Annotated in this window: 9 protein-coding genes and 2 pseudogenes; 1 reads left to right on the forward strand and 10 read right to left on the reverse strand. The window is 66.9% G+C overall.

Features of this window, described 5'->3' with window-relative positions; all coding sequences use genetic code 11:
- The first annotated feature begins 396 nt into the window (after positions 1-396).
- Positions 397-1,398 (forward strand): IS110 family transposase, encoded by a 1,002-nt coding sequence (locus ABZ656_RS47955; protein ID WP_360277562.1) that lies wholly within the window; start codon positions 397-399, stop codon positions 1,396-1,398.
- Here the strand turns inward: ABZ656_RS47955 and ABZ656_RS47960 are convergent.
- The 10 genes and pseudogenes from ABZ656_RS47960 to ABZ656_RS48005 form a co-directional block, all read right to left on the reverse strand.
- The gene (locus tag ABZ656_RS47960; RefSeq protein ID WP_360277541.1) at positions 1,393-2,601 is read right to left on the reverse strand and encodes a hypothetical protein; all 1,209 of its coding nucleotides are present in this window, start codon (positions 2,599-2,601) and stop codon (positions 1,393-1,395) included. The genes ABZ656_RS47955 and ABZ656_RS47960 overlap by 6 nt on opposite strands.
- Before the next feature lie 65 nt (positions 2,602-2,666).
- Complete coding sequence (locus tag ABZ656_RS47965) at positions 2,667-2,906, reverse strand: hypothetical protein (RefSeq protein ID WP_360277544.1); 240 nt, start codon at positions 2,904-2,906, stop codon at positions 2,667-2,669.
- Positions 2,872-3,141 (reverse strand): hypothetical protein, encoded by a 270-nt coding sequence (locus ABZ656_RS47970; RefSeq protein WP_360277547.1) that lies wholly within the window; start codon positions 3,139-3,141, stop codon positions 2,872-2,874. Before ABZ656_RS47970 ends, ABZ656_RS47965 begins: the two co-directional genes overlap by 35 nt.
- Positions 3,142-3,151: 10 nt before the next feature.
- Positions 3,152-4,639, reverse strand: coding sequence for a polymorphic toxin type 28 domain-containing protein (locus ABZ656_RS47975; protein ID WP_360277550.1), 1,488 nt, complete (start codon positions 4,637-4,639; stop codon positions 3,152-3,154).
- Positions 4,528-4,881, reverse strand: a pseudogene (locus ABZ656_RS47980) (site-specific integrase); the annotation flags it as partial. The gene ABZ656_RS47975 and the pseudogene ABZ656_RS47980, both read right to left, overlap by 112 nt.
- A gap of 72 nt (positions 4,882-4,953) precedes the next feature.
- Positions 4,954-5,079 (reverse strand): annotated as a pseudogene (locus tag ABZ656_RS47985) (IS5/IS1182 family transposase); the annotation flags it as partial.
- 502 nt (positions 5,080-5,581) lie between these two features.
- Positions 5,582-5,854, reverse strand: coding sequence for a YrhB domain-containing protein (locus ABZ656_RS47990; protein WP_360277553.1), 273 nt, complete (start codon positions 5,852-5,854; stop codon positions 5,582-5,584).
- A complete protein-coding gene (locus tag ABZ656_RS47995) occupies positions 5,854-12,333 on the reverse strand; it encodes an RHS repeat-associated core domain-containing protein (protein WP_360277556.1) in 6,480 nt (2,159 codons plus the stop codon). The genes ABZ656_RS47990 and ABZ656_RS47995 overlap by 1 nt, the downstream gene beginning before the upstream one ends.
- A gap of 264 nt (positions 12,334-12,597) precedes the next feature.
- A complete protein-coding gene (locus tag ABZ656_RS48000; RefSeq protein ID WP_360277565.1) occupies positions 12,598-16,143 on the reverse strand; it encodes a LamG domain-containing protein in 3,546 nt (1,181 codons plus the stop codon).
- A gap of 551 nt (positions 16,144-16,694) precedes the next feature.
- Positions 16,695-17,000, reverse strand: a complete 306-nt coding sequence (locus tag ABZ656_RS48005) for a transposase (RefSeq protein WP_360277559.1) — start codon at positions 16,998-17,000, stop codon at positions 16,695-16,697.
- Positions 17,001-17,257 lie beyond the last annotated feature (257 nt).

Below are 17,257 nucleotides of genomic sequence, written 5' to 3' on the forward strand. Positions count from 1 at the left end.
ACGTGAAATCGTCCGTTGCCTCAAGCGCTATGCGGCCCGGGAGGTCTTCCACCTGGTCAAACAGCTACAGCCAGGACCCCGCTCATAGGGGCTGTGACCGAAGTGTCCTGGTGTCACAGTGTCGGCCGATGGTCGGGGATGGTGCGTTGTCGGTGCCGGGCTGGCGGGGCGTGTCCCGATAGGGGCCTGCCGTTCGTTGTGGCGTCCTCACGATTCTGACCGTCTGACGTGGCTCGGTACCGGCAACGCGACACGTCATCGGACCGGAAGGGATCGGGCATGTCCACTTCAGTCGGACGCAGTGCGCCGTCTTCTGTTCCGAAGCCCCGCCGTCGCCGCCCTGCGGGGGAAGTGGTGTTAGGAGTGGACACGCACCGTGATGCCCATGTGGCTTCGGTGCTCTCCTTGACGGGGGCGGTGCTGGCCACCAGTGAGTTCCCGGCCAGCGCGACTGGATATCGGGATCTGCTGAAGTGGGCCAGGAGGTCGGGAACGGTGGGGCGGGCCGGGGTGGAGGGGACCGGCTCTTACGGGGCATCCTTGACCCGCTACCTGCTGGCCCAGGGCGTGGACGTGTTTGATGTGAATTGGATGGACCGGGCGGATCGCCGTCGGCGCGGCAAATCGGATCCGCTCGATGCGCAGAACGCGGCGCGAGCGGTATTGAGTGGGCGGGCCTGCGCGCGGGCCAAGTCGGGCGACGGGCCGGTGCAGATCGCGAGGATGTACAAACTCACGAAGGCGTCGGCTGTCAAAGCCCGTACTCAGGCCATCAATCAGCTCAAGGCCGTCCTCATCACTGCCGACCCCGCCTTGCGGGAAGAACTGGCCCAACTGGGCAACGCCGAGCTCTTCCGTACCTGCGCACGGTTCACCGACGCGAGCGGTCAGGAAGAGGCTGGCGAGGAGTCGGTGCTGCAGGCCACGCGGATCACGCTCGGTTTGCTGGCTCGCCGGATCGGCCAGCTCTCCGAACAGATCCGGGAGGTGGACAATCGTCTGGCCCGGCTCGTGCAAGGCCATGCCCCGCAACTGCTCGACGTGGTCGGGATCGGCCCAGACACAGCCGTCGCTCTGCTGATCACGGTCGGAGACAACCCGGAACGCCTGGACAGCGAGGCGTCCTTCGCCGCCTTGTGCGGGGTCAGCCCCGTCGAGCGTTCCTCGGGACGCCGGCAGTTCCGTCGCCTCAACCGCGGCGGTGATCGTCAGGCCAATGCCGCGCTCCACCGCATCGTGTTCACCCGCCTGCGGGTCGACCCGCGCACCCAGGACTACTACGAGCGCCGGATCAAGGAGGGCAAGACCCGGCGCGAAATCGTCCGCTGCCTCAAACGCTACGCGGCCCGCGAGGTCTTCCACCTGGTCAAACAACTACAGCCAGCACCCCGCTCATAGGGGCTGTGTGATGTCGGTCAGGGTCACCAGGCGTTCGATCTCCTGGGCACCGACGACCGTGGTCGGAATATCAGGGACGGGCAGGTCCACGTGGGGCAGGTTGGCGTTGGCGATGGGGAACGGCTCAAGGGTGACGATCAGCGCCTGGCGCGGCCGGTCGGCCGGAATGCGGGCGAATGCCCGGTTGCGCTCGTCGATCTGGGCCGAGGTGGTGTTGACCTGCCGGTAGGCGCGAGCCAGTTTGCCGTCGGTCTCTGCCACTCCCTCTTCCAGGCCCAGCCGGGCGTTCTCGGTCGGCATCATGGACTTGACCTCCACCAGCAGCACGAGGTCGTCGAGGACGACGATCCAGTCGACGCTGAGCAGCTCGTCGCGCCTGACCCGGTAGGTGATCTCACCGATGACCTCAGCATCCGGTATCAGTCGGAGCTGGCGGCCGACGTACTCCTCGAAGAGATGGCCGGTCTCCCGCAGGAAGCCAGTTCCGAAGTGCTCTCGTCCTGTGTGGTAGATGCCGGCCGGGGTCGCCTTGCGCCAGACCAGCTGCGGTAAGGGACACAGCAGGCCGGGGCCGAAGCCGGTGACCGCCGGGCGGCCCAGGAGCGGGTTGTATGTGAAGCGCCGCAGCTGGGCCGCTTTGCCGCCGGCCACCCTCGCCAGGCTGTCCACGGTCTGCCTCTCGGTTGCTTTGACGGTGGCCACGTCGGTGGCGAAGTGCCGTTCGATGACACGCAGGACCGTCTCCCGGCTGATCGCCCGGTTGAACTTCTCCCCGTCCGGGCCGTCGAAGATCGCGGGATCGAACCGACCGGCGTTGAACAGCGCGCATCCCCAGAGCAGTTGCGCGGTGCCCACGTAGTCGGGCAGCGGGCAGCCGAACACCTCGGTGTCCCAGCCCGGAGCCATGCAGCGGGGTTGCCGGTGTTCGGGGAACGGGGTGTGCAGGTACAGCGCCGCGGTACGGGCGAGACTGTTGAACTCCGGGGCCTGCCAGGCTCCCTGCTCGCCTCCCAGGCGCATCATGAAGTCCCGGAGGCGGACGGTGGGTTCGTCCGTCCCGTGCAGGGTGGGTTCCTTCAGACTGGAGTACGCCGTCAGGATCTCCAGCAGGTCACGCTCGGTGGCGTCGGACCGCTGGTATTCGGTGCCGTAGGCCAGGCAGACGCGGGCTGCGTCAGCCAGAGCCCAGGGCGTGTATTTCATCGACGGGCTTTTCAGCCAGGGCTGTGGATGCTCAGGTGAGCCGTAGCGGGCTGCCGCCGCGGCGATCAGCGGCAGCAGTGAGCTGGGACGATGAAGTAGCCGTTCTTGGAGAGGTTGAACTTCTTGTCGAGCTTGGGCTTGTGGTCCCACTCGCAGATCTTGGGGCAGACGTTGGCGGTCCACATGGCCAGCGCCGCGGTCGCGTCTCTCCCCTGGTCGCGTCCGGGGCCGGACGTCTTCCGGCCGGGGCCTGCTTGGGTGTCACCGGATTCAGGGCTGACGCGCCGCCTCGTGCAGTCGGTCACGTGCGGCCCTCAGCAAGCCCTGCGACCACTCCGCATAGGTGACTCCCTCGGGCAGTCTGGTCAACTCGGCGTGGCTGGCGCCCAGCGCGCGGGCGATCGCCTCCACCGCGAAACGCCGCATGTGATCGTCGTCGTACTCACCGCGGCCTTCCTCAGCGAGCCGCAGCAAGGCATGGAGGAGTTCGGCGTCGAACCCGTCGTGCAGGATCTGCCCCGTCCCCGAGACCGCGGCCATGAACGCGTCCTCATCCAGGTCCCACTCGGGGGAGCCCAGCAACTTGAGGATCTGCTTCCGGTACTTCGCTCCCACTCTCCAGTGCCCCGTGAGCACCTGTGCGGCGAGCGCCGAGACCTCGGGGTCCTCGGGGTGGATGAGATAGGTAGAGGTCCCGGCCGGCCCGGCTCTCGGAAATGGTCCGGGCGATCTCCTTCACCTCTTGCTGCGGGATGGCGCCGTCCTTCGCCCGCGCGATCAACTGCCGCACGTAATCGTCGTGTATCACTGTCATGCTCCACTTCCCGGCCTGGGAACGAACTGCTCGGAGAAGTCCAGCATTCTGCTGGCCCGCCTCAGGTCTGCGACGAGAAGGTCCCGCACCACCCGTATTGGGATGGGACAGCCTCTTGTTGATGCCACCGATCGCCTTGATCAGGCCCTCCTGGGCGTCCCGAACCTCGTGGACATGATCCCACGGAACACCGTGCGCCTTCCGCTTGACCAACTCTCCTTTCAGTTCCCGCGCGGCCGCAGTTAGGTCCTTCATCTGCAGATGCTCGGAGAGATTGTCCAGCTTGGCGGAGTACGGCGAGGTGGGGATCTTGTTCGCGAGCTTGATCGCGTTGGCTATGTTGTCGAGTTGCTTGGGCAGCTTGGCCGCGTCGCCCGCGAGCGGAATGAAGCCGGCCGCTCCGAGGCCGACCCCGAGCGCGTCCTCGTCCACGGCGGAGCGACCCAGGTCCGCGGCGTCGCATCCGGCGCCGGCCACGGGCACCCAGCCGCAGGCCATCAGGGCGATCTCACCGGCCACGCCCCACGACGGTCCCGTGGCGGTCCCCTTGTAGTCGGGGTCCGGAGCCATCCCCGGGCTGGGGCTGGGCGTCGCGGTGGACGGTGCGCCGCTGCCGTACTTCACAGTCGGCAGTGGGCTCGGGCCGGTCTTGAAGTGGACCCTGTACGACACATGGCTGCGGCTGGTGTTGACGGTGAGGGCCAACGACGAGCCGTCGGGATAGTTGTAGTGGTAGGTGTAGCTCGAGTCCCAGCCGTTCCTGCTCTTGGTCCAGGACTCGGTACCACCGTTGCAGGAGCTCGAGGCACCGCCACACATGCCGTCGGGGCGGAGGCCGATGGGGTCGGCGAGGGTGACGGGGGTGTTGTTGGCGTAGGCGTAGCCGTTGAGGGATTCGTGGTCGTCGGGGGCGAGGACGGGGTCGACGGAGAGAAAGCGTCCGGTGGCTGGGTCATACTCGCGGGCGCCGATGTGGGTGAGGCCGGTGTCGGCGTCGGTGGGTTTGCCGAGGAAGCCCTTGTCGTCGGGCCAGGCCGGCGGTGTCGCGCCGCGGCGTGGAACTTGTAGAACGTGCTGACTGCGGCGAGCTTGCGGTTCACGCTGGAGGCGGTGCAGTGGTGCTCGACCGTCGGCAGCACCGCTACTGTCCCGTTCCGGGCCGGCAGCGGCAACCGCAGCCAGGCCACGAAGGAGGCCACTGCCTCCAAGTCCACTGATTTCCACTCCAGTTCACGGCCGTCGAGGTGGTACCACCAGTCCTTCAGGTCGTGGGCGTAAGCCTTGATGGTGTTCGGCGACCGCTCGAGCGCCGTCAAGTAGGCCAGGAACGACTCGACCGGATCGACAGGCCGCAGATCATCCCCCAGCAGCGTCCACGACTCCGTCGTCGACCCGGGTGCCAGCACCCTCTGTACGCGCATCGCGTTTCCAGCTCTTCCGTGGTGGACGGCGGCAGATAACCGCATCCACCACGGGAGTTGGGGGAACTTTAGAGTGCTTCACGCACATGAAGGACACGCTCGCGCGGGCTCAAGATAACGGCCCTTGATCTTCTCGCCCGCATCGAAGCCCCTGGCCGTGGCTGGGACGGTGTCGGCGGTGCGTACGGACTGCGAGTCGATCAGCCCCGCACTCGGCTCTGCGTTCCGGCCATCGGCCTCGCGAACCCGACCGAACGTTCGGGAAGTATCTCCAGGTGAACAGGACCTCCCGAAACTCAATATCGACCTCAAGTTGGAGCGTGCCGATCAGCGCACTGAAGGAGAATCCGTACTCGGACTCATCGTAGGTGAGAACACCCTCAAGAGGAGATCCGTCTTGGATGGCGAATTTCATTTCGAGGCTGGCGGATTTGGGCAGGTCCGGCGGTCGTGACCACGCCGTACGGAGGTCGCGGGCGGCCTAGATCTGCCAATCCCGCGACCGTTCCACCGCTCAACTTAGAAGACCCGGTAATCGCTCCCAAGCTTCGATGAGAGGTTGGGTTGGCTGTTCCAAGAATGACGAAGCGGCCCCTCCCTCCGGACTCGGTCCGGGAGGCGGGGCCGCTTCGTCTCGGGCGGAGATTGAGCCTGAAATTTCTGGCTACTCCGGCAACCGGCATCAGGATTTTATCCTACGTGCGCCGGCATTGCGAGATCCCCATCCATTTCAACGCGAATCTCGTCAGCCTCTAGGAATTCGCCAGAAATCCCGCTCTCCCAATTTACCAAAGCGGGCCTCGCCAGTGGACATATCCACGAGAATTGGCCAGCAGTCGAGGAGTTGATCCCAGGGATCTCTAGTTTGAAGGAATCTGGTTGAATTGTACGGCGCAATAAGGATTCCCTCCTTGATTCGCACGCGATCCCAGTCGATCTCCATTTCTGGCTCATCGACCTTCTGGGATGCGCGAAGATACTCTCTGGCAATATCTTTTGCTTCGATTTCTGAGATCATCAATTGGTCCTCATGAGGAGGTAGCCATCCCAAGTGGGAGCATGGCTTGCGTCTCCTGATTGCCCGTCGAGGAATGTAACTCGACCCTTCTGGTTGACCACGTTGAACACGTGACCGCCATCTTCGTCTAGACCCCATACGATACCGCGCGCACCGTCTCCCGCTTTTTGGATGTCGGTCACGATGTTCGAGAAGCTCCTGCTGCGGAATTTATTCTGCAAGAGCTTCTCGAGAGGCTGAACAGGGCCGCGGGTGACATCCGGCCGCGCGCTTGACCTGGCGCCGGCGAGGAGTTGATCCACTGAAAGGGCACATGCTCGACAATTCTCCTCCCCTCCCTTCGGGTTGATCAGCTCCTTCAGCGTAGTCTTGGGGGTGTAGTAAGTACCTCCCAGTCTGGTGGAGCGTGCAGCACTAAAGGCTCCAGCTCCAACCACCGCGCTTCCGCCGGACGCTCCCCCGGTCGCCATCTCCACGATCTCCGCGGCACACGCCGGAGCCGTGGCCAGGCATCCCTCGCCCACGATGATGGCGGCAGGGGCAAGGACTACGGCCGACGCCACGACCGTGATGGCTCCCAGCACAACCTTCTGCCAGGTTGCGAGCTTCCCTGTGTCGGGGAGGTCGTTGGCGTTCGGGTCGTAGTAGGGGTTCGTCCCCATCGCCCAGCAGGATCTGCACTGCGATCCGTCTTTTCGCTCAGGCTTCGGGTCGGGTCCCTTCTTGAACACCACCTTCGCTGAGGTGTGGCCCCCCTCCGTAAGGACAGTGACGGTCATGGTGCCGCTGCCGGTACCGCCGCCCGACTTCTTGTACTGGAAGGTCCGGGTGTAGGTCTTCGTGTACGACCAGTCCCAGCCGTTCCTGCTCTTGGTCCAGGACTCGGTACCACCGTTGCAGGAGCTCGAGGCGCCACCACACATGCCGTCGGGGCGGAGTCCGGTGGGGTCGGCCAGGGTGACGGGGGTGTTGTTGGCGTAGGCGTAGCCGTTGAGGGATTCGTGGTCGTCGGGGGCGAGGACGGGGTCGACGGAGAGGAAGCGTCCGGTGGCGGGGTCGTACTCGCGGGCGCCGATGTGGGTGAGGCCGGTGTCGGCGTCGGTGGGTTTGCCGAGGAAGCCCTTGTCGTCGGGCCAGGCCGGCGGTGTCGCGCCGCGGGTTTCGCCGAAGGGCTTGGTGTAGCGGCGGGTGACGGCCTGGGTGGTGGGATCCACCGTCATCGAGGCGGTGCCGTGGTGGTCGTCGACCATCCAGTTCAGGCCGGTCTCGGTGCGGACGGCGGTGGCGTCGCCGGCCGCGTAGTAGCGCTGGGCGCTGAATTTCTTGGCGGTGGTGTCGTAGTGGAGTTCCTGGCCGGCCAGGTAGAGGACGGTCTGGTCGGGGCCGCGGCGGATCAGGAGATCGCCGCCTGCGTCGTAGAGGTAGTCGGTGGTCTTGGTGTCTTCGGTGAGGCGGGTGAGTTCTCCTTCGATGTCCCAGGTGAGGCTCTGCGCGATGCCGGTGAGGTCGTAGCGCTTGGTGGTGTTGCCGTGCTCGTCGTAGGTGTACGACTTCGCCGTGCCGCCGTTGACCGTGAGCGAGGTCATGGTGTGGGGCTGGCCGGCGCCGTTGGCGTTCACGGTGGGGTAGCCGTAGGCGGTGGTCGTGTTACCCGTGGTCTTGTGCTCGGTCTGGGTGTCCCGCAGGCCGCCGGGCTTGTAGGTCCAGCTGGTCCAGTACGGGGCCGGGCCTCCGAGCGCGGTCGCCGAGCGTGTGGTGGCGCAGTCGTTGGAGGAGGGGGTCCAGGCTTCGGTCAGACGGCGGTAGCCGTCGTAGGCGAAGCACTGGGTGTCCTTGCCGCCCGCATTGTCCGTGACCGACTTGACGTTGCCGGTGGTGTCGTAGGCGTAGTCGACGTCGCTGGTGTAGCCGGCGTTGGTCTGGTCGACGGTGTGGGTGTTGGCCAGGCGGCGGGTGCCGTCCTCGTAGCGGTTGAGGATCTGGAGCTGCTTGGCACCGGTGGAGGTACCCAGCCGGGTCTCCTCGATTTCGCCGTACGGGGAGTAGCCGATGTTCTGGACGTAGCCGGTCATACCGTCGGTGCCGGTGAGCATGCCGAGGTCGTTGTAGCTGTTGACGACGGTCTCGGCGGGCAGGCCGGCCACCGCGGGCAGCGACGTGGACTGGACGGTGCCGTCGATGTTGTAGACGGTGGAGGTGGTAAAGGTCTGCGGCGCGCCGGCGGTGACCAGGGGGTCGCTGGCGGCGATGACGGTCTTGATGCCCTTGGCGCGGCCGAGCGCGTCGTACCCGGTGACGACCTGGGAATAGATCTTGCCAGTCGTGCCGCCGACGTACCGGATCGAGGCGGTCGGCTGTCCCTTGGCCAGGGAGTCGTAGGTGAACTTGGTCAGCTGGTGGGCGTTGTCCTTCACCCCGTCCCAGGTGCCGATCGTGCGGCCGAGCTCGTCGTAGTCGGTGATCAGCGTGCGAGTGACCTGGTTGAGGGTCGTGGTGGTGGTCAGCGGCTGGTCGGCGTCGTTGTAGGTGGTGTCGACCCGGCCCTGGTCGGGGTCGGTGGAAGTGGTCTTGCGGCCGCGCAGGTCGTAGCCGTACGTCCAGACCGCCCCATCCGGGCCGGTCATCTTCTTAAGCTGGCCGCCGGGGGTGTACTCGTACAGGGTGCGGGTGTAGTCGCTGCCGGTTGGGACGGGGCCGCCGTATTCACGGCGCTCGGTGACCCGGCCGCGGGCGTCGACGAATGTCACGGTGCCGGTGCCGCCCGCGGCGGCGGTGACGGCGGTGCGGTCGGCCTGCTCGTCGGTTTTGGTGCGCCACTTCTCCTGGTCGTAGACCCGGAAGATCGAGTCCGTGGCCCGGCCGGCGCCGTCGTAGACCGTTTCGGTGGAGGCGGGGACGGAACCGGGGAAGGTGTTGGCCAGGGTGCCCGAGGGCGCGACGTTGTCGTGGACCTGCGCGTTGGTGATGTAGGGCAGTCCGCGGTCGTCGTAGAGGGTTTCGGAGATCACCCGGCCGCCGTTCGGCGCGGGGACCTGCTTCTGGCGGGACCGCAGTAGGCCGTCGAAGATCTCGTAGGAGCTGTTGTAGGTCTTGCCGTCGGCCTTGAGGGCGTCGGTGCGGACCCAGGTCTCCTTGTCGTTGTTGATGCTGTAGGCGTAGACGATGCTGGCGGCGTCATTGAGCGTGTGGGAGCGGTCCGGCTTCCAGACCGATCGCAGGCGGCCGAGCGCGTCGAAGGACCACTCGGTGACGTTGATGTTGGCGTCCGTGGTCTTGGTGGCCGTGCCCCAGGCCGGGTCCACTTCGGTGGTGGAGGTGTACAGCTTGGGGTCGGTGGTGGTCTTGGACGTCAGCGGGCCGTAGCCGGTGTCATCGGGGACGTAGGTGGTCTTGATCGTGCGGTTGAGGGCGTTGGTCGCGGTGAGCGGGCGGCCCAGCTTGTCGTAGGTGGAACTGGAGACCTGCTGGTAGACGGGCTTCTTGTCGGTCTCGCCATAGCTTGCGACCCGGTAGGAGGCGGTGATTTCGCCCTTGGTGGGTGCCACCCCGATCGCCTGGCCGTCGTAGGCCGTGGTGATGTCGGAGACGACGTCGTCGGGGATCGCTGGGGTGTCCGCACACGAGACGCTGTAGGTCTCGGTGCGCGAGACGGTGTTCACCAGCCAGGCCGAGGTGTTGCGGGCGTAGCTGGTCCGCACGCACGACTCGTCGCCGGTTTTGGTGGCGTCGCCGCTGTCTTCCACGGTCATCGGCATGCCGTACGTGGTGTCGTACGTGGTCTTCTGCTTGACGGTGAGGGTGCCGGTGGAGGTCTTGGTGCGGGTGGCGGTCTCGTCGGCCTGGACGATCCAGGAGTCGGTGGTGCCCCAGCTGTAGGTGTGGCTTCCGGTCTTGTGGGACCAGGGGGTGTTGATGGTGCCGCTGACTTCGTCGGTGCCGTTGTAGGCGATGGTCTCGCGGACGAAGCCGGCGTACTGGCGGGAGTCGTCGATGGCGGTGCCGTTGGAGTCGGTGACCGTCGCCACCCGGGCGGTGCCGTCGAGTTCCTTCTCGCCGTTGAGGCCGCGCATGTAGAGGGTGGACTTCTTGGAGCGCGGGCCCTCGGAGTCGCCGGAGGTTTCTACGACCTTGCCGTAGCCGCGCCATTGCGACCAGGTGCGGTTGGAGGTCTTGGTCAGGCCCTCGTCGTCGGAGTAGGCCCAGCCGGCGCCGCCCTGGTAGTCGTAGTACGTCTCGCCGGTGTCGCCGTGGCCGTAGGGGTCGTCCTGGAAGACGGAGGTGACCACGTACTTGTGGAACCAGTCGGTGACCGGGGTCGCCCCGGACTGGGACCACTTGACCGGGAAGCAGCGGCGGGTGTTCTTGTCGATGTCCGCCGGCATGCTCGAGCCCCAGATGCAGTCGGGGTCGGAGTAGTTGGCGGTGAGGGTCGAGCCGGTCTCGGACTTGATGGTGCGCACGCGCCACTTGATGTAGCGCAGGGTGTCCGGGCCGCTGCCCTCGACGTGGTTGGACATCTGGATGCCGCCGAAGACGACCGGCGGCATGACGGCTGCGGTGGTGTTGGCCTTGCCGGTGTTCTGGATGGACTTCAGCCACAGGCTCGCCGAGGAGGCGTCACCCGTGTCGGGGAAGTCCTGTTCCAGGTGCCAGGTGTCCACGTCCCGGCGGGTGGTGCCGGTGCCGGTCCACACCGAGGTGGTGACGTCGGTGAGGCGCTTGCGGGTGAAGAAGGCCGGGCCGATCTGGGTGGTGCACTTGGTGTTGGCCGCGCAGATCATGTCGAAGGGCACGTCGGGCCAGTTGGCCTTGGTGTCCTTGGTCAGGCTGGAGCAGCCGCCCGAGGTGACGCAGCGCTCGGCGTAGGTGAAGCTGACCTGCTGGGCGGCGGGCTTGGAGTAGATCAGGTCGCTGCGCAGGCCGTAGTCGATGCGGTCGAGGTAGCCGCCGCGGGTGTAGCCGGTGCCGTTGACGGTGGTGTCGGCGTTCTTGGAGTAGTAGTTCGTCTCCGGGGTGTACCAGTAGGTGGAGGCGTTGTCGTGGGTGTCCACGACGTAGTCCAGGTTCCAGCGCCATGCCTGGTTGCAGGAGGAGTCGGCGAAGCCGGTGGACTTGTAGCAGGGCTCACCGGAGTCGTCGCCGAAGACGGGGACGGTCCACACGGAGTTGGTGACCGGGTCGTCGTCGGCGGTGGAGGTGGTGCCCTTGTCGCTCCAGCCGGGCATCCGTTGCTTGCCGAAGAAGTACTGGATGCCGGACGCGTCCGTGACCTTCCAGTACTCGGTGTTGTTGTCGCCGTTGCCGGTGGCTCCGGTCAGGTGCTCGACGCGGGTGCCGTCCTCGTTCTTCACCCTCCAGGTGCCGCCGGAAGCCTCGGACAGGGCGGCGGTGTCGCAGGCCGCCTTGTCGGTGCAGGTGTTGACCAGCTCGACTGCTTTGCCGTTGAGGACCAGGGCGGAGTTGGCGTACTTCCAGCACAGGTCGCCCTTGCCGGACTGGCCGTCGTCCTTGCAGGAGCCGTACTTGCGCTCGATGTAGGACTCGGTGAGCGAGAAGCCCTCACCGATCACGGAGGTCTGGTTGTTCTCCCCGGCCGTGCGGCCGTCCACCGAGGCCGAGTTGTAGGAGATCGACAGGTTCGGGGACGGGCCGGCTGTCGCCGGGGGAACGCGCAGCGGGTAGTTCCAGGTGAAGTCACCCGTGCTGCCGCCGGCCTCCCAGGTCGCGGTCGGGGACAGCGGGGTGGCGCTGTAGTCGCTTCCGCCGCCCGAACTGTCGGCCGCCGCAGCCAGCAGCATCGGGGTGCCGGCTGCGAGGGTGCGGGCGGAGACGGTGCCGGTCAGGGTCTGGGAATCCGCGTCGTTGTCCGCGCCCGCCACCGGGGTCTGGGTGCGGCAGGACTTCTTCTCCGGGGCGGTCAGCGCACACGCCGGGAGTGTCACCAGGCGCAGACGGGGGCCGAAGTTGCCGCCGTAGACATCGTTGAAGGAGGAGTAGTCCAGGGATAGGCGGAGCTTGTCGGTGTCACCGGCGGAGTGCCCGGAGGCGGCTCCCGCCGGGTCGACGGTGAGCAGGACGCCGTTGACGCCCGCCTTCTTGGCGGCCGACTGGGCGTGGACGCTGAGCGCCACCTTCTCGGCCGGACCGGTGGCCTTCGCCGCCGTCTTCTTCTTCGCCGTCCTGGGTGCCGGGGCGGCGGGCTGCTGGGCCAGCTCCACGCCGAGCCCGCCGACGGTGACAGCGGCCTCGCCGGTCGCGGCGACCTCGGCGGTGGCCTTGCCGGCCTTCGGCCACGCGGTTTTCTTCAGCCGCTCACGGGTCTCACGGGAGGCGGGGGCGGCCTTGTCCTTCGGGGCCTTGGACGTGCTGGGCTTGAGCACGCCCACCTTGTCGATCTTCGCGTCGGGCCGGTCCTCCAACTTCTTGCGGGCCGCGGCGGACTGGGCCTGGGCAGTGAAGTCGTAGCCGGAAGGAACCACGACTTGTGGAAGAAGGGTTAAAGAGGCGACCAGTGCGCCACGGCCAAGCCAGCGGCGTATGACGGCCCCTGGCAAGCGTGGGCGGAAGGGAGATGAAGACACGGTGAATTTCCCGGTTCTCGGATAGGGGCAGGAGGCGCTCGGGCGGCGTAGGCGCCTGAGAACGCCGGATCTCGACGGCGCGTCAGCGGAAGCGCGCCAAGTGTTCCGAACACACGGGACAGGGCGGGCAAGAAGGTAGACCCGCCCTGTCCCGTTCCGCTTCTACTGCTGCTCGGTGTTGTGCCGGTTGGCGATCGTGTCGGTGGAGGTGGCTCCGGCCCAGACGCGGACGCTGTCGATCTTTCCGGGGAAGTAGCGCGTGGCAGCGCCGTTGATCTTCGCCCGGCCGATCTCGAACGCTCCGCCGCCTTGCCAGGGGGCGGAGTACGGCACGCCGTCCTCATCGCCCATCAGGGCGCTGTCGACGTAGAGCTTGAGCGCGCCGAGCTTGGAGGTGTCGTCGGGGTCGGCTGCCGCCTGGGCGTCGTGGACGACCGTCAGCATGACCGGGACGCCCAGCTGGGCCGTGGTGAATGCGGTGGACTCGCTCACGGTCCAGGCCGCCCCGGTGCCGTCCTTGTCGGGACGGCCGAACGTCCACCGTCCCTGGGTGCTGCCGGCGGGCTGCTCGTACCAGACACCCCAGGAGGACTGGCTCGTCCCCGACTGGCCGAACACCTGCACCGAATACGACTTGCTGGTGTCGGCGAGCTTGGCGGGGTCCAGCGTGACCCAGGCGGTCGCGGTGAACGAACCGGAGTCGTCAACGACCGGGCCCGTGGCGCCGGCATACGCGCTGGTGCCGTTCAGGGTCATCGACTGCGTGGTGGTGACCTCTTCGCCGATGTCCGGGTCACCGGTGGTGAACTGGGTGAGCGCGGCCCCGCTGAGCGTCAGGTTCCGGCCGAAGCCGCTGGTGTCCTTGACCGTGGTGCCGGTCGCGTTCGCCATGTCCGTGGCATCCCACTTGGCGACGATCGCCGGGATGGGGTCGCCGGCGGTGCCGTCGCTGAGATCCTCGTCCTCCAGCCAGGCATCGTGGGCGACCTCGGTGTCCGCGAGCGCGCGGGACCAGACCTTCACCTCGTCGATGGTTCCGGAGAAGTACTCCTTGCCGGTCGCGGCGTGCCACAGCCGTCCGACCTGAAGGTTGCCGGACGCCTTCCACGGGGTGGTGAACGGCACCGGATTGCCCTGCGGAACGCCGTTGACGTAGAGCTGGAGGGTCTGCCCGGCCGCGTCGTAGACGCCCGCCAGGTGGGTCCAGACGTTCAGGACCGGCGGCTTGGTGCCGATCGAGCGGGTGATCGCCGGGTCGGTGACATCCGTCTGATGTCGGTTGAAGATCCAGGCGTTGTAGGCCGTGGAGTAGTACAGCTGGAACCCGGAGGCGTTCGTGCCCGCCTGGGACAGGACGGTGTAGTTGACGTCCTTCTTCGTCAGACGCGCCCAGGCCGAGACGGTGAAGGACTTGGTGGTGTCCAGGACCGCGCCGGAGGTGGAGAGGTAGGCGCTCGTGCCGTTGAGCTTCGCCGCACCGGAGCCGCTGCGGGACAGCGTGTCCCAGGTGGCCCCCGAGGAAGTCAGCGGGTGCTGGGTGGCGGTGGTGGAGTCGGTGAGGGCGTTGTCCAGGTGCCAGATGCCCGAGGGCGTTTCGGCGCCCTTCACCAGGAAGCTGTAGTAGCCGGTGAGCGAGCTGTGGCCGGCCGCGTCGAAGCCCCAGACCTGGACGGTGTTCTCACCGGCCTGGTTCGGCGTGATCGTCTGCGTGGTGGCCGTGCCCTTGGCGACGGTGATCGGGTTGGAGAGCGCGCCGCTGTTCAGCTTCCACTTGTAGCTGACGACGTCCGACTGGATGCCGGGCGTGGTGGGGTTGGTGTCCGCGGGGGTGAAGGTGAACTTGCCCGGCGTGCCCACCCCGCCCGCGGCCGGGTCGGTCTCGGCCGGCTGGTAGACGCCGTCCGCGCTGGTCACGATCGGAGGCGGCGGCGAATCGGTATCGACCCGGAAGTAGCACCAGGACGACCAGGCCGAGTCCAGCACACCAGTGACGCCCCGGTCCGTCTTGTAATACGCCTGCGTCTTGACCCGCATCCGGTAGTCCGTCTGCGCCGGCAGCGCGCTGGAGGACGCGTCGCGGACAGCGTTGTCGGCCACCCAGGCACTGTCCGGCGAGGCCGCGTACCAGGCACGGCTGGAGCCGTCGGCCTTCCACACCTCGAACATGGCGCGCAGTTGGGCGTCGGAGCCGTCCGCCGACTGCACCGTGGCCAGCATCTTCGGCTTGGTGGCGCTGGTGGCGAAGGGCAGCGTGGAGGCGTTACAGGCCCGTCCGGCGGTGCCCTGCTGCACGCCGTACGAGGTCGGCTTGTCCGGGTAGGACACGTAGGTCACCGACAGCTTCGCGTCGTTGCGGAACCGCGCCCAGGCGCCCGCGTCGGACTCGTCGTGCGCGGTCAGCGAGAAGGTGATCTGCGGTGACTTGTTCGCGGCGTGCGAGGCGAGGGTCGTCGTCAGGTTCTCGTTCGTCTCCTCACCCACGTTGTCGCTGAAACGCACCCAGTTCGCCGGCTGCGACGGGCTGCACAGGCTGCCCCGCCCGTAGGCCACGTTCCGGTCGCCCATCAGGTCGTCCGCCGTGGGGCGGGACGACCAAGTGGTGCTGGAGGAGATGCCCTTGGTCACGTGGCTCAGGTCGTACCAGTGCGCATCACAGGTGAACGTCCACGTCTGGTACACCTCCAGCGTCGCGTCCAGGACCTTCTTGCCGTGGATCGACGAGAGCGGGTACTCGAAGTACATGCGCTGCGTGTACGGGCTGTTGGAGCAGAGGTAGCCGGCGTAGTTGGAACAGTGCCCCACGCCCTTGTCCCCGTCGAACTCCCAGTACTTGGAGCCGTTGGAGGCCAGAGCCGTCCAGTCGCCCAGCACGATGCCCTTGGTCGGCGGATCGATGTAGAGCGGGAAGACGGTGTCCTCGCCGTGGAGCAGGGCCGGATCGGGCGTGATCTCCAGCGCTGTACCGGTGAGCCTGAGCGGCAGCTTGGCCGTCGCGTCACCGCTGCCGGGTCCCTCCGAGGACGCCGGTTCACCCCCGGCGGCGGGCAGCGGCGTGGTGTCCGTCGCCTCCCGCTCGCCCTCGGCCTTCGCCTCGCTCGAGGCAGCACCGCGGACGAGTTGAGTACCGAGGCCCGTCGTGGCGGTGTCCGGGGCGTCACCGGCCGAGTCCCACATCCGCCCCGCCGGGCTCTCGAAGACCGGGGTGCCGTCGGCGTCGCGTGCGACGAAGCCACCGTCGGCCGTCTGGGCGATGTCCAGGCCGCTACCTGACACCGTCATCCTGATCGTCGCGAGCGCCGGATTCTGAGCCGCCTCCGCAGTCTTGACCACGAGCACCGACGTGTAGCCGGAACTCAGCGCGGTCAGTTTCAGGTCCACGTCCGGGAGAACCCCGGCGTAGGTGGCGGTGCTGCCGTCGAGCCGGGGCTCGGGGAGCTCCTTGGGCCAGCCGAGCCGCAGCTCATGCCCCGCGTCCCCCAGCGTGACCAGCCCGTCTCCGCTGCCGCCACTCGAGAAGGTGAGATCCGCCGTCGTGTTCCTCGCCCGCACAGCACCCGCGGCGTCACGCACGAGAGTGGTGTCGATGGGAGCCCAGGTGCCGTCGTTCTTCCGGGCACGGACGGGAGCCGCGTTCATCTCCTGTGTGAAGGTGCCGTCCGGATTGGCGAACACCTGGGACGACTCCGTGGTCCTCACGTCCACGTCCACCCGCTCGCCGGTCTTCACCGCGAGAGCGCTCGCCTCCGACTCTGCAGTCTTGTCCGCCGCTGCCGAGGAGGCACCGTCATCGGCGAGTGCAGGAGCCGCCTCGGCTCCGAGCGCCGGTAACGCACTTCCCAGGAGCACGGCAACTATCGCTCCGCATTGCATCGCCCGACGCCAGCCGCGTCGCCGTTCTCGCGTGAACACGCCCCCACCGATCTCTTAAGATTTCTTACCAAAGTCGTGAGGATTATGTGTTGATCTTGGGTGGCGGTCAATGGTCTCTTCATTGCGTTGACCTTGCTCCGTCGTGGTGGGAACGCTCTGGATCCGGTTTGTTGAGAGGGGTGAGCAGGGTGGAGGGTTGACCGACGGGGGCTCTTCGGCGGACGTGATCACCCCAGGAAGCCCACCCTGTGTTGGGCCGGTGCTGATCTCCTCGTCCAGCCCTGGTTCGGGCGTGACGTTGGCGTGGCGGTCGACTGGTGAAGGCCCTGTAGCCCTGGCTTGACTCTCTCGGGGATCTTGGGAGGTTGAGATCTGGTGCCGAGGGTCCGTCAGGACTTCGACCGGGGGATCCCGTGGTGGTCCAGGTAGGTCTGGAAAGCGGTCGGCGGCCGTGCTGAGGGGACTTCCTCGGCTGGTGCCAGGTCGCTGAGGCGTTCGATGATCACGGCGATAGCTGTGAGTGCGTGTTGCAAGTGAGTTCTGGGCAGTCCTCGGTAGCGGCAGTGACGCATGCCGTGTCCGTGGGCGAACTCGTTGATGGTGCCCTCCACTCCGGAGCGGACCGCGTAGCGGGCCTTCCACTCGGGTGTCTGTTGCTCGCTGCGGGCACGGACTTGCAGGTCGGCTCGCCTCAATCTGGCGGGGCTCCGTGATGTGAGGGGGCATGGTCCGGTAGCTGACTGGAAGGAAACGGCTGACCCCGGGCGCTCGCCGAAGGCCCGGCCGACGCCGGGACGGCGAAAAACTTGGTGTGCGGGTCCGACGGAACCGGGTGACGTCTTGGTCATGTTCTTCCTGACGCCGATTTACGAGTGAGAGCGTGATGGGCCCTTGACGTCCTTCGACGTCGCCGCGCCCGTCCCCCACCGATGAATCCGTAGATCACTTCACA

This window comes from Streptomyces sp. NPDC007095 (assembly GCF_040634475.1).
Classification (GTDB): Bacteria; Actinomycetota; Actinomycetes; order Streptomycetales; family Streptomycetaceae; genus Streptomyces.